At 61.5% G+C, this 11,970-nt stretch carries 20 protein-coding genes; all 20 read left to right on the forward strand.

Going from position 1 to position 11,970, the window contains the following annotated elements:
- The first annotated feature begins 49 nt into the window (after positions 1-49).
- Positions 50-1,024, forward strand: coding sequence for an AAA family ATPase (locus C7477_RS14080; RefSeq protein WP_110753208.1), 975 nt, complete (start codon positions 50-52; stop codon positions 1,022-1,024).
- The gene (locus tag C7477_RS14085; RefSeq protein ID WP_110753210.1) at positions 1,024-1,365 is read left to right on the forward strand and encodes a hypothetical protein; all 342 of its coding nucleotides are present in this window, start codon (positions 1,024-1,026) and stop codon (positions 1,363-1,365) included. The genes C7477_RS14080 and C7477_RS14085 overlap by 1 nt, the downstream gene beginning before the upstream one ends.
- Positions 1,331-1,708, forward strand: coding sequence for a hypothetical protein (locus tag C7477_RS19240; protein WP_245411847.1), 378 nt, complete (start codon positions 1,331-1,333; stop codon positions 1,706-1,708). The genes C7477_RS14085 and C7477_RS19240 overlap by 35 nt, the downstream gene beginning before the upstream one ends.
- Entirely contained in the window at positions 1,617-2,105 is a 489-nt protein-coding gene (locus C7477_RS14090; RefSeq protein WP_245411851.1) for a host-nuclease inhibitor Gam family protein, read from the forward strand. Before C7477_RS19240 ends, C7477_RS14090 begins: the two co-directional genes overlap by 92 nt.
- Before the next feature lie 3 nt (positions 2,106-2,108).
- Positions 2,109-2,552, forward strand: coding sequence for a hypothetical protein (locus tag C7477_RS14095; protein ID WP_110753212.1), 444 nt, complete (start codon positions 2,109-2,111; stop codon positions 2,550-2,552).
- Positions 2,549-2,767 carry a hypothetical protein gene (locus tag C7477_RS18790; RefSeq protein ID WP_146226102.1) on the forward strand — a complete coding sequence of 73 codons (219 nt, stop codon included), beginning with the start codon at positions 2,549-2,551 and terminating at the stop codon, positions 2,765-2,767. Before C7477_RS14095 ends, C7477_RS18790 begins: the two co-directional genes overlap by 4 nt.
- Positions 2,764-2,988, forward strand: a complete 225-nt coding sequence (locus C7477_RS14100; RefSeq protein WP_110753215.1) for a hypothetical protein — start codon at positions 2,764-2,766, stop codon at positions 2,986-2,988. The genes C7477_RS18790 and C7477_RS14100 overlap by 4 nt, the downstream gene beginning before the upstream one ends.
- The gene (locus C7477_RS14105) at positions 2,985-3,227 is read left to right on the forward strand and encodes a DUF1653 domain-containing protein (RefSeq protein WP_110753217.1); all 243 of its coding nucleotides are present in this window, start codon (positions 2,985-2,987) and stop codon (positions 3,225-3,227) included. Before C7477_RS14100 ends, C7477_RS14105 begins: the two co-directional genes overlap by 4 nt.
- On the forward strand, positions 3,224-3,853 hold the full coding sequence (locus C7477_RS14110) for a regulatory protein GemA (protein ID WP_110753219.1): 630 nt from the start codon (positions 3,224-3,226) through the stop codon (positions 3,851-3,853). The genes C7477_RS14105 and C7477_RS14110 overlap by 4 nt, the downstream gene beginning before the upstream one ends.
- Positions 3,853-4,284: an ASCH domain-containing protein gene (locus C7477_RS14115; RefSeq protein ID WP_110753221.1), complete on the forward strand. Its 432-nt coding sequence runs from the start codon at positions 3,853-3,855 to the stop codon at positions 4,282-4,284. Before C7477_RS14110 ends, C7477_RS14115 begins: the two co-directional genes overlap by 1 nt.
- A 1-nt stretch (position 4,285) precedes the next feature.
- On the forward strand, positions 4,286-4,489 hold the full coding sequence (locus C7477_RS14120) for a hypothetical protein (RefSeq protein ID WP_110753223.1): 204 nt from the start codon (positions 4,286-4,288) through the stop codon (positions 4,487-4,489).
- On the forward strand, positions 4,486-4,851 hold the full coding sequence (locus C7477_RS14125) for a helix-turn-helix domain containing protein (protein WP_110753225.1): 366 nt from the start codon (positions 4,486-4,488) through the stop codon (positions 4,849-4,851). The genes C7477_RS14120 and C7477_RS14125 overlap by 4 nt, the downstream gene beginning before the upstream one ends.
- A 97-nt stretch (positions 4,852-4,948) precedes the next feature.
- Positions 4,949-5,680, forward strand: a complete 732-nt coding sequence (locus C7477_RS14130) for a lysozyme family protein (protein WP_110753227.1) — start codon at positions 4,949-4,951, stop codon at positions 5,678-5,680.
- Positions 5,677-6,216, forward strand: coding sequence for a hypothetical protein (locus C7477_RS14135; RefSeq protein ID WP_110753229.1), 540 nt, complete (start codon positions 5,677-5,679; stop codon positions 6,214-6,216). The genes C7477_RS14130 and C7477_RS14135 overlap by 4 nt, the downstream gene beginning before the upstream one ends.
- Positions 6,216-6,536, forward strand: coding sequence for a DUF2730 family protein (locus C7477_RS14140; RefSeq protein WP_110753231.1), 321 nt, complete (start codon positions 6,216-6,218; stop codon positions 6,534-6,536). Before C7477_RS14135 ends, C7477_RS14140 begins: the two co-directional genes overlap by 1 nt.
- A 1-nt stretch (position 6,537) precedes the next feature.
- Entirely contained in the window at positions 6,538-6,834 is a 297-nt protein-coding gene (locus C7477_RS14145; protein ID WP_110753233.1) for a VpaChn25_0724 family phage protein, read from the forward strand.
- Positions 6,835-6,837: 3 nt separating this feature from the next.
- Positions 6,838-7,428, forward strand: a complete 591-nt coding sequence (locus tag C7477_RS14150; protein WP_110753235.1) for a DUF3486 family protein — start codon at positions 6,838-6,840, stop codon at positions 7,426-7,428.
- Positions 7,428-8,825, forward strand: a complete 1,398-nt coding sequence (locus C7477_RS14155) for a phage terminase large subunit family protein (RefSeq protein ID WP_110753237.1) — start codon at positions 7,428-7,430, stop codon at positions 8,823-8,825. The genes C7477_RS14150 and C7477_RS14155 overlap by 1 nt, the downstream gene beginning before the upstream one ends.
- The gene (locus C7477_RS14160) at positions 8,818-10,890 is read left to right on the forward strand and encodes a phage portal protein (RefSeq protein WP_110753239.1); all 2,073 of its coding nucleotides are present in this window, start codon (positions 8,818-8,820) and stop codon (positions 10,888-10,890) included. Before C7477_RS14155 ends, C7477_RS14160 begins: the two co-directional genes overlap by 8 nt.
- Before the next feature lie 138 nt (positions 10,891-11,028).
- Positions 11,029-11,769 carry an HK97 family phage prohead protease gene (locus tag C7477_RS14165; RefSeq protein WP_110753242.1) on the forward strand — a complete coding sequence of 247 codons (741 nt, stop codon included), beginning with the start codon at positions 11,029-11,031 and terminating at the stop codon, positions 11,767-11,769.
- Positions 11,770-11,970 lie beyond the last annotated feature (201 nt).

Consider the following 11,970-nt stretch of genomic DNA (forward strand, 5'->3'; position numbering starts at 1 on the left):
GGCCATAAGGACCGGGCGAAAAGTCGGATGAAACATAGGAGAGAAATAGATGAAGAATGCGGAAAACTCAATCGTGGACGACGTGCTGGCCGAGCGGACGGAGCTGGCGGCACGCGTGGAAGCGATTATGACGACGCGCGCGTGGAGCAAGGCCGAGGTCGCGCGGCGCACCGGCCTCGGCACCGGCACATTCAGCCAGTGGCTGTCGAGCACCTATAATGGCCGCTATGACGCCGTGAACGCCAGGGTGCGCCAGTGGCTCGATAATCAGGAGAGCGTGGACGAGCTTACGGACAGCGTTCCGCAGTCTCCTGAATTTCTCGACCTCGCCTTTTCCAGAGAAGTCATCAGCGCCCTGTCTGTCGCGCAGATCATGCCGACCATGGTGATGGTCACCGCCGATGCCGGGATCGGAAAAACCATAGCGGCGACCTATTATCGCGAGACCAGGGCCAATTGCCACATCGTGACGATGAGCCCGAATTCCCGTTCCGTCCACAACATGCTGAATGAGATCGCGGCGGCGGTTGGTGTGGAAGAGAGAAGCCCGGCCCGGTTGCTGCGCGCGCTCACCCGGCGGCTGGCTCGCATTGGCGACGGCACGCTTCTGATAGTTGATGAGGCCCAGAACCTAAGCGACGAAGCCATCAACCAGCTCCGCCATTTCGTTGATGTTCCGGAATGCCGCTGTGGCGTCGCGCTACTCGGCAACCGAGAAACCTATGCCCGGTTCCGCACCTGGTCATCCGGCGAGAGATACGGCCAGCTTCGTCGTCGCATCTTCAAGCGCATTCGGCGGGACAAGCCCAATCCAGCCGACCTGACGGCATTCATCGCCGCCTGGGGCATCACCGACCCCAAGCAGATGGAATTCCTGACCGGCGTCGGCATGAAACCCGGCGCGCTCGGTCAGGTGGACATGACCGTCAAGCTCGCCCGCATGGCGGCGCAGGGCGCCCAGCGCGACATGACCCTCAACGATTTGCGCGCCGCATGGGCGAACCGCGATGTGGAGACGGCGTGATGGTCAGGCAACCGAACACCTTTGAACTGTCCGACCGGCTGAAACATCTGGAACAGATCTTCGCGCGCTTTGAGGAAAAGGGCGTGAACGTCAGCCCGCGCGGGGTGGATGCGCTCATGCGCACTCTGAAAGAATTCCGCGAGACGGCGATGGCTCTCGAAAACGAGGTGTCCCGCCATCGCTGGAACGATGCGGCGCGGCGGGAACGGGCGCAGCGCCAGCGGCAGTTGCTGGCCGACGCGGTGGGGACCGGCGACGTCATGCTGTTCCCCGTCATTTCGCGCCCGGAACCCAAGGAACACGTCAATGCCGTACCCGGCGGTGATCGACCTCGATCTTGAACAGCTCGCCGCCGAGGTCGCCCCGCTGGTGGCGGCGATCCTCGCGGCAACGCCCCCGCCAGCGCAACAGGCGGAATTCGAACGATCGGTGAAGCTCGTGCTCACAGCCGGGCAGAAGCTGGAAAATGACCGTTTCTCCCGCGGCGAGGCTGCGGCGATCGACGGTGTGGTGAAGGCAATCAGGCAGCTTGAGGCTGCGATGAGGAATGGGAACCATGGCAAAGAAATCGAAGCTGAAGGCGCTCGCACGGGTGCCGCAATCTCGGGAACAGGCGGCGGCGGCAGTCGGGCGGATCGGCACCCTGCGCCGCGAGATCGACGCGCGCAAGGCCGCGAAGGATGAAAAGGTCCGGCAGGCCGGCGAGGAATTGGAGCGGGAAATCGCTCCCCTTGTCGAGGAAATGGGCCAGCAGGTGGAAGGCATACAGGTCTACTGCGAAGCCAACCGCACGGCGCTGACCAATGACGGCAGGGTGAAATACCACGATTTCGGCACCGGTCGCGTTTCGTGGCGGCAGCGCCCGCCGAAGGTGTCCGTGTCGAACGTCAAGGCCATTATCGAGCATTGCAAGAAGTTCGGGTTGAAAGCCTTTCTGCGCGAGAAGGTCGAGATCAACAAGGACGCCATGCTGGCCGATCCTGATACGGCCCAGATGATAACGGGCGTCTCGATCTCGTCTGACGGCGAAGATTTCGTCATTGAAACGGCGGAGCTTCAGACCGCCGGGGCGGAGGGCTGATCCATGGAAACCCTCGAAACACTGAACGAAGAACTGACGCGCGCGGAAACGGAACTCTTCTGCGCCGACATGATCGATGACAGCGCCCGGCGCGACCGTGAGCGGAGCCGCTGGAAAGATCGGGTGGAAGAGCTCAAGCAGAAGATCGCGGCAGCGGAGAAAGAAGATACCGCGATTGCAACCATTGATCTTGAAGCCGTCTGGGTCGGCGAGCCGGATGAGGACGGTCTGACGCCCTGTCAGGCCATTGTTGCGGATGTTGCTGGTCAGTTCAAGGAAAAGCCCGCACTTCTTGTGTGGGTTTTAACCGAGATGGCCATTGATCTGAACCACACGCCGGTGAGCGATCGCGAAATGTGGTTGCAGAAATTTGCGTCCAGTCTCGATCCGGACACCCGAAACCTGATTTCCCACCTGCATGAGGCGGGAAAGGCAGGCGCGATATGAGCAGAAAGTTTTCTGAACTGAAGCGCTGCCCTGTTTGCAAAGCCGATCTCTACGGCGGTGAGCAGACTACGATGGGCTATTGGCGCAAGGATTTCGTTTGTGATGCCGAATTCTTTCTATGGGCCAATGGTAGAGTTGTGGTCAGCAAACCTTGTCCGTCACCTTCTTACCTAGCGGCTCTCGTGCTCGAAGATCACAAGGCAGGTGCGGCATGAACACGTTGCGTCTTCCCGTCGCTCGCTCCGTTGCCCTGATCGAGGAGGCGTTGCAGGCCACCATTGGCCGCGCCGGAAATGTCGATCTCGTCATCGTAGACGGCGAAACAATCGCCCGCATCATCGACTTCACTACAGATTCCCCAGCCCGTAACGGTTTTGCTTATGGCGAGTTGAACCTCTCCCGGATCGCTCGCGACATGGAGAGGTTTTTATCATGATCACGCATGACAATTTCGTCCCAACCCACCTCCACCGGAAACGCGGCAGTACCTATCAGGTAACCGGCATCGCCCTCGTCCAGACAGACAGCGGCCTGCGTGACATGGATGCCGTTGTCCTCTACCGGGGCGAGGATGGCCGCCTTTGGGTTCGCGGCGTCGAGGAATTCATCGACGGACGCTTCGAGCCGATCGACCCGGTGCCTCCGCTCACTCCTGATGCGGAGGGAGGCATATGAGCACGATCCGGGCAATTAAGACTGCCATCCGCGAACTCGGTATCGAAGAAGATGACGAGCGCGATCTCTATGAGCGGCTGACGGGCATACGCCATGCGAGCAGTATGACGCCGAAGCAACAAGAGATCGTGCTGGGTGAGCTGCGCCGTCTCGGCTTCAAGCCATATTCGAAGGGCACTCGAAAGACGCTCGACGGGCCGTATGCGAAGAAGCTTCAGGCGCTGTGGATCGGCGCCTGCAATCTTGGGCTTTTCCATCGGCGGGATGATGACGCGATCATTTCCTTCGCCAAACGTCAAACCGGCATCGACCACGTCCGCTGGGTCCGCTACCCGGATGACGCCCAGAAAGTGATCGAGGCGCTCAAGGGAAAGATGGCGCATGACGCCGGCGTCGATTGGAGCACGGATAAAAATCAGCGGCCATGGCAGAAGGCCCCCGGCTACCGGATCGCCCGCGCACAGTGGGCCATTCTCCTGAAGGCCGGCTCTGTGGCCGGTGAACTGGAAAGCTGGCTGGATGCTCACGGCTTTCCGCAGCCGCCCTTCATGGACAAGTCGGAATGGCAGAAGGTGATGAACAGCCTCGGCGTCAAGGTCCGTGCGTTGAAGAAGGAAAAGCGCTGATGGTCGCCTATTCCTTCGCCCCGATGTTCTGTCCGCTGGTTGCTGCCGGCGTGAAGTCGCAGACGGTGCGCGGGCACCGTCGCCGCCATGCGCGGCCCGGCGAGCCGATCCATCTCTACAGGGCCATGCGTACCCGCCATTGCCGCAAGCTGGTGGATCCCGATCCCGTCTGTGTTTCCGTACACGACATCGTGATCGAGGTCAGCCCGCTGATCGACGTGCTGATCGCCTCCATCATCATAGGTAGCATTGCGCTTCACAGTGATGAGATTGAAGATTTTGCCCGCGCGGACGGCTTTGGGCAGGGGCACCTTCTGGGAGGGGAAAGGAGCGTCAGCGCTCGCGCGGAAATGGGCCAGTTCTGGCAGCGTTACCACGGCCTCGGGAGGTTCGAGGGCGTGTTGATCCAATGGAAGCCATGGAGCGCATGAGATGGAGCGCGTCCTCCCGCTTTTCACATGGCGCGAGGACGCGGTCCTCGGACGTCTGCGGGAAAACCGCATCTCCCTTCAAAACCGCATTTCCGCCTTGCCGAGGATGAGCCATCGGCGTGTCGAGCTGCAGGCGAAGTTGAAGGAGCTGACGGCCAGGGAGCTTGCCATGACGCTTCAGATAACGGGGAATTCTGTACGATGATTATCGATGAAGTGCATATTCCGAAAATTCCGGCGAATGTCGCTCCCTATGTCAAGGCGCTCGGCGCGGATGAAGCCATGCGCCTGTTTCTCTCTATCGGCGGCTCCTGCATCTATCTGCCCGCCACATCAACGGAGCGCTCCGTAGCCGCGAGAACGATCGGCGAGCACAATGTAGAGTGTCTTGCCCGCGAGATCGGGCCGGGATACATAAAAATCCCGCTCGCCCGTAAATGGGTGGCGGCGACGATGAAGGCGAAGGGCGCCAGCCACAACGAAATCGCCCGCACCCTGCGGGCGGACGTGGCGACGGTTCGCCGCTGGTTCAATGACGAAAATCAGATGAGCCTGTTTCGGGATTGAGCCTGCCCCGCGCACCCGCGCGTATGAACCCAAAGTAGAAATCACGCCAAATTGAGCCCCGGTGCGCCGTCCGGCGCACCCCATCGGGGGGCTCTCCATGAACGATCCATTTTATATTTACCGGCCCATGCTCGACCTGCTCGGCAAATCCGAGGGGACGGACAAGAGGCGTGGCTATAACGAGACGCTGGGCTACGGTGCCTATACGGGCGGTGACCGCGATCTGGTCAACATGACGCTCGACGACATCGACTATCTTCAGACCGCGATGCTCGCTCATCCGAAGAATAAGCTCAATTCTTCCGCGCTCGGACGATATCAGATTGTCCGCACCACGCTGCGCAAGCTCAAAAGCAGCCTGAAGCTTGTCAGCACCACGCGTTTCGATGCTTCCCTGCAGGATAGGCTTGCCTGCTACCTCATGGCCGGGCGCGGGTTTGACCGCTGGCTGGCTAGTAATATGACGCTGGATGCGCTGATCGTTGCCCTATCCAAAGAATGGGCCAGCCTACCGACCACATCCGGCAGAGGATATTATTACGGTCAGAACGCGGCCGTAACCGTGGCAGAAGTCCGCGCGGCGCTCGCTGAATGCAAGCGGCGTTATGATGACGAGCCGATCAAGCTCGCCCCCCAAGGCACCAACAAAACGACGGCGATCGGGGTTGTCGCAGCGGCGGCCGGCAGCACGGTTGCCGTCGTCGGTGGTGCGGCGGCTGGTGGTGTGGCAGTCAGCCCTTCGAGCGGAGCGGCATGGATCATCATCGGCACCGTTGCGGCGGTGGCGGTGATCGTCGTCGGCGTCCTGATCTGGAGACGCCGCAAATGAGCGCCGCCCTCATTTCCATCCTCGCGCCTATCGCGGCCAAGGTCGGCGCGGACCTGATCGGCAAGGTGCTCGGTGGCCGTTTCGGCGAAATCGGCGGTGACCTGGTTGAAGCCGTGATCGGCGAGGTTGCGGAGCGGGCCGGTGTCGCGCCGGAGAAATTGCCCGATCTTCCCGGTGAGCAGCTGGAAAACGCTGTTTCTCAAGCCGAAGACTTCATGCCGGAGTTGATCGAACTCTGGTCGAAGGGCCTTTCTGGTCAGTTCGCCCTTTTGCAGGCCGAGCAGAAGGAAGGCCTATGGGTCAGCGGCTGGCGTTGGGGCTGGATGTACCTGCTCGGCCTGATGTGGTTCGTCCGCCTCATGATCGTGCCGGTGGCGGACGCCCTGACTGGTGCCGACATCGCCAGCGGCATGGATCTCGGCGTGATGATGACGCTCACCACCTGGTTCATCTCTTTATATATGGGCGGCCATACCGTGAAGGCGCTGGGCACCACCGCGATCGACGCCGTGAAAGCGATGCGAGGTGCCAAGTAATGGAGGAATTGCGCACATGGAGCGGCCCCGTCGCCTCCCTGCTGGCGATCGGCGGCATCATCTACACCTGGCTGACCGCCTCGTCGAAAGCCAATGAGGGGAAAATAACCGATCATGAGGAAAAGCTCATTGAGCATGATCGGCGCATCCAGTCCCTCGAAAGCGAGTTGAAGCACCTGCCCAGCAAGGACGATTTCAATGGACTTCTGCTCGCTGTCGAGCAGGTGAAGAGCGGGCTCGGTCGCCTTGAGGAAAGCCATGATGGCGTGAAGGCAGCCATGCGCCGGATCGAGGAATATCTTTTACGGGAGAAGCCCTGACATGCGATTTGACGAGCATCTGACGGCCGACGCCCGGCTTGTCATCCTCAAGGAATTGACCCAGCAGCCGGACGGACGCCTCAACGAAGCGCTGCTTGAAAAGGTGCTCGACACGTTCGGCCACCGCCGCAGTCGTGAATGGATCCGCACCCAACTCCACAAGCTCGAAGAACTGGGCGCGATCCACCTTCTCGAAGCGGGCACAGTGCTGGTCGCGGCTATCACGCGCGCCGGTATCGACCATGTCGAACGGCGCTCGGTAATCGAGGGCGTGGCGCGCCCTTCGCCGGAGGTATAGCCGATGGTCGAACGGCCGCGCACGGAAAAATCAGGACGGCAGGGGCGCGGGCGCCTATCGTCGCTTGATATGCTCCCCGAAGAGGCGGATGGCGATCTCGCGTGGCTGAATGAAGAGTTGCGGGCGGGCAAGCGCTTGCAGATCGACCTGCTGGCCGAATTCAACGCCAGGATCGCCGACCGTGGCATCGGCCCGATCAGCAAGAGCGCGTTCTCACGCTTTTCGGTGCGCAAGGCCACGCAGTTCAAGGCGCTTGATGAGACACGTCGCATTTCGGTTGAACTTGCCGAAATGCTCGGCATGGACAGCGCCGACAAGATGACGGTCGCCGTCTCCGAAATGTTGAAGATGGCGGCCTTCAAGCTCGCCGAGGGCGGCGACTTGTCACCGAAGGACATCATGGAGTTGTCCCGCGCGAACAAGGATGCTGTCTCCGCCCAGAAGCTCTCTACCGATTATCGGCGTTTGCTCGAACGCGAATATGCCGAGCAGGTAGCCGAAGCCGCCAAGGATGTGGCGGAGATCGGTAAAGCGAACGGCGTCTCGGACGAGGCCATGCGCAAGATCAATCAGCGCCTCGCGGGGATCATGTAATGGGCAATGCCCGCATCGTGCCCGCGAACACCGAGGCTATCTTCCTGCCGTATCAGGCGCGGTGGATCGCCGACCGCTCGCGGCTGAAGCTCATCGAGAAGAGCCGCCAGATCGGCCTGTCCTGGTCAACCGCCTATGCCATGGTTTCCCGCATCGCGCTTCAGGCCGCGCGGTATGATGAATGGGTTTCGTCACGCGATGAAATTCAGGCTCGTCTCTTCCTCGAGGACTGCAAGCTTTGGGCCGGGATCGCCGATATCGCCGCCCGCGACATGGGCGAAGTCGTCATCGATGAGGAGAAGAAACACAGCGCCCTTGTGCTGCGTTTCGCCAATAGTCGCCGCATCCATTCCATGAGTTCGAACCCGGACGCGCAGGCCGGCAAGCGTGGTGGCCGCGTGCTCGACGAATTCGCCTTGCATCCGGATCCGCGCAAGCTCTGGACCATCGCCTACCCTGGCATCACCTGGGGCGGCTCGATGGAGGTTATCTCCACGCATCGCGGTTCGCATAATTTCTTCAACCAGCTCGTGCGCGAGGCGAAGGAAGGCGGCAATCCGAAACGGATCAGCCTCCACACGGTGACGCTTCAGAACGCTCTGGATGAGGGTTTCCTGTGGAAGTTACAGCAAACGCTGCCTGCCGATGACGAACGGCAGGAGATGGACGAGGCCACCTATTTCGACTGGGTCAAAAGCGGCGCGGCGGATGAAGAGAGCTTTCTTCAGGAATATATGTGCCAGCCGGCGAACGACGATGCCGCCTTCCTTGAATATGATCTGATCGCCTCGGCGGAATATGCGGAACACTCGAACTGGCAGGTGCCCGAGGGCGGCGAGCTTTATGCCGGGATCGACATTGGCCGGAAGAAGGACTTGACGGTACTCTGGATCGTCGAGCGGCTCGGCGACGTACTTTATACCAGGCATGTCGAGACGCTGAAGAATATGAGCAAGCCCGATCAGGAGAAAGTCATTTGGCCGTGGCTTGCGAAATGCCGCCGCACCTGTATCGACGCCACCGGCCTCGGTATCGGCTGGGTCGATGACGCGCAGGCGAAGTTCGGCCCCTATCTGGTCGAGGGCGTCACCTTCACCGCGCAGGTCAAGGAAAAGCTGGCCTATCCGGTGCGCTCGCGCATGGAGGAACGGCGTCTCCGCATTCCCTATAGCGGCGAGGTCCGTGCCGATCTGCGGTCAGTCACCAAGCAGGTGACGGCGGCGGGCAACATCCGGTTCACCGCCGAGCGGACAACGGACGGCCATGCTGACCGTTTCTGGGCGCTGGCGCTCGCCATCCATGCCGCCGACGCTGTCAATCAGCAACCGTGGCGTCCGCTGATGGGCCAGCTCGGCCAATCGTCTCAACCAGATCAGGATTTCATCGCCTATGGCTAGCTGGCTCACGAAGGCGCTGACGCGCATGCGGCATAACCCTCAATCCGTCTTCATGGGGCGTTTCCTGAAACGCACCCGGTACGACTATCGCAAGGAAGTCGGGGATTGCATCGACGCATCCGTGGTCACCGCGCCGGTGCAATGGATCCAGCGCGCCCTGCCGGAAGCACGGCTCACCGTCATGCAGTATGGGCGGGGCGGCAAGGTCAACGACCTCGCCGACCACGCGATGTTGCAGCTCATCAACCGCCCGAACGCCTATTATGGTGATCTCGCCCTCTGGGCGGCGACGGTGTGGAGCTGGTGCGTCGCCGGAAACGCCTACTGGATCAAGGTGCGCAACGGCGTCGGGGTGCCTGTCGAACTGTGGTACGCCCCGCACTGGATGCTTGAGCCGAAAGGTTCCGATGATGGGCGTGAGTTCCTGACGCATTATCGCTATAGCCCCGGCGGCGTCGAGCCGATGCGGTTGGAGCCGGAAGATGTGGTGCATTTCCGGCACGGGCTGGATCCGCGTGATCCGCGCAAGGGGCTATCGCCGATCGACGGCGCGGTCCGCGAAATCTTCATGGATCTCGAAAGCTCGAATTTTGTGGCCTCGCTCCTGCGCAATATGGGCGTGCCCGGCGTAGTGATTAGCCCGAAGACGGGCGGCGTTGTCGCGCAGGAGGATGTCGCGGCCACGAAGGCATGGTTTCAGGAGGCGTTCGGCGGAGATCGGCGCGGCGGTCCCCTCGTGATGGGTGCGCCGACCGATGTGGTTCCCTACGGTTTCAACCCGCAACAGATGAATATGTCCGAGGCGCGCGACGTGGCCGAGGAGCGCATATGTGCGTGTCTCGGCATCCCGGCCGCCGTGGTCGGTTTCGGTGCTGGCCTTCAGGCGACGAAGGTCGGCGCTACCATGTCGGAGATGATCAAGCTCGCCTGGCGCAATGGTGTATTGCCCCCAGCGCGGATGATGGCCGACGAACTGGACCGCTCGCTCTTGCCCGATTTTCCGGCTGCTGGATCCGGACGCCTGAAAACGGAATGGGACACATCCGAGGTGCTCGCCCTGTCCGAAGATGAGGACAAGGAAACCACGCGCTGGCAAGCCCGGTTAACGAGCGGTGCCGTGACTGTCGCCGAGGCGCGCGAAGCATGGGGCATGGAGGTCGATGATAGCCACCGCATCTATCTGCGCCCGATATCATCAATAGAGGTGCCGGTCGGTGCGCCGCCACGTGATCCAGAGCCGGAACCGAAACAGCAAGGAGAAAAGGCCGCGAGAGCGCCTGTGGCGGCGCAGCGCGCTGGAATGGCCTTCCTTCGGGCAATCCAGCGGCAGGAAGACCCGCTGGCGCGCGCTTTCGAAAAGCGGCTTAAAGGCTTTTTCGTGGGCTTCGGGAAGGCTGCTGAAAAGGCGGCATTGCCGTTGCTCGAAGCGGAAAATGTCGCGCCGAAGGATGCCGTGATCCAAGAAACGAAGGCCGACGATCTCGTTGTCGAGATGATCCTTGAGGCGCTGGGTATTGGCGAGCATCAGACCACGTTTCGCCGTCTTTTCGAGGCGCAGTATCTTGAGGTGGGCAAGAAGCTGGCTGAAGCGGCGGAACTGGCAGGCCTCGGTGGCAGCCTGCCCGATCCAGTGGCGCGCTCGATTGTCGGTGCCGGTGGCCGCCGCGCCGGCCTAGTCGATCTGAATGAGCAGACGAAGCGCACACTCTTCGACGCGCTCGCCGAAGGTCGCGCCGAGGGCGAAGGCGCGGCGCAGCTCGCCGCCCGCGTTGCCCAGCATGTCGAGGGCGGACCATGGTTGAGTGCGGAGACGAGGGCGAGAACGATTGCCCGCACCGAGACGAAGTATGCGCAGAACATCAGCACCATCGAGCGGGCGCGGGCGGCGAATGTGGAGCGTTTCATTGTTTTCGACGGCCGTTTAGGCCCCGGACGCTCCCTGCCTGATCATATCGCCCGGAATGGTGAAATCGTCACCGCTGACGCGGCGGCGCAGATGGCTGCCGATGAGCATCCGAACGGCACACTCTCTTTCGCACCCTATTTCGGGGACGATGACGAGTGATGACGCCGCGATGCCTGTGCTGCGACGGTACCGGCAAGGTGCTGGACGCATCCGACGAACCCCGGCCATGCAGCCGTTGCCGGGTAGAGGATTTCATAGCCTGGGCGAAGGACAGGCGGGAAAAGAGGAAACTGGATCATGCCGACCGAAATCAAAAGCCTGACCGTTAAGGACATGGACGACGCCGGGCGCGGGCAAGCCCGTATCGCCGTCCTCTCTGCCGTTGACCATGACGGCGACACCTATATGCCCGGTGCCTTCAGCTGGAAGGAAGGCGGCCAGTGGGTTTCGATCCTGCCGGCGCATAATCGCAGCGCGGTTCCGCTCGGCAAGGCAAGGGTTTATGAAGATGGAGACGCGGCGCTGGCCGACCTCTACCTCAATATGAAATCCGAGGTGGGCCGAGAGTGGCATTCCACACTGAAGTTCGATCTGGAAAACGGCAACCCCGTGCAGGAGTGGAGTTATGGCTTCGGCGTCCTCGACAGCCAGATCGAGCAGCGTAGTGGCGACCGTGTGCGCGTGCTGAAGCGTCTCGACGTACATGAGATTTCACCTGTGGTGCGGGGCGCGGGCATGGGCACGGGCACACTCACCATGAAATCGCGCGGCAGCTTCGCCGAGCGGATAGAGGCGGTGTTGGCCGAGATCGACGACATCATCGAGCGGGCCGGCGACATCAAGGGATTGCGCGAGGCGCAGGGCCGCGAGATGAGCAAGGCGCGGCTCGACCAACTCACCGAACTGAAGAACAGGCTTGACGCGATGCTCGCTGCTGGCGCATCTGGAAATCAGCCGGATCGTCAGGCACAAGAGGAAGCCGAGCGGCTCGCTGCCGAGTTCCACACGCGGGAAGCACGGTCCCGGCTGCGGCTCTAAATTCCCCTCCGAAATAAAGGCCCGTGGAGCGCCTTTTCCTTGTGGGGGCGACCAGACTGCCCCCGCGAGGAAAAAAGCCGCACACGCCTTTCGATGGCCTTTCAAATTTGAACTAAATTTGAGATGTTCGGGGGCGGTTGCTTCCGTCACCGCCTTTTCCAATTTTCCCGCCCGTCAGCACTGCCCGCGCACCCGCGCGCA

This window comes from Paramesorhizobium leguminum (genome assembly GCF_003217235.1).
Lineage (GTDB): Bacteria > Pseudomonadota > Alphaproteobacteria > Rhizobiales > Rhizobiaceae > Paramesorhizobium > Paramesorhizobium leguminum.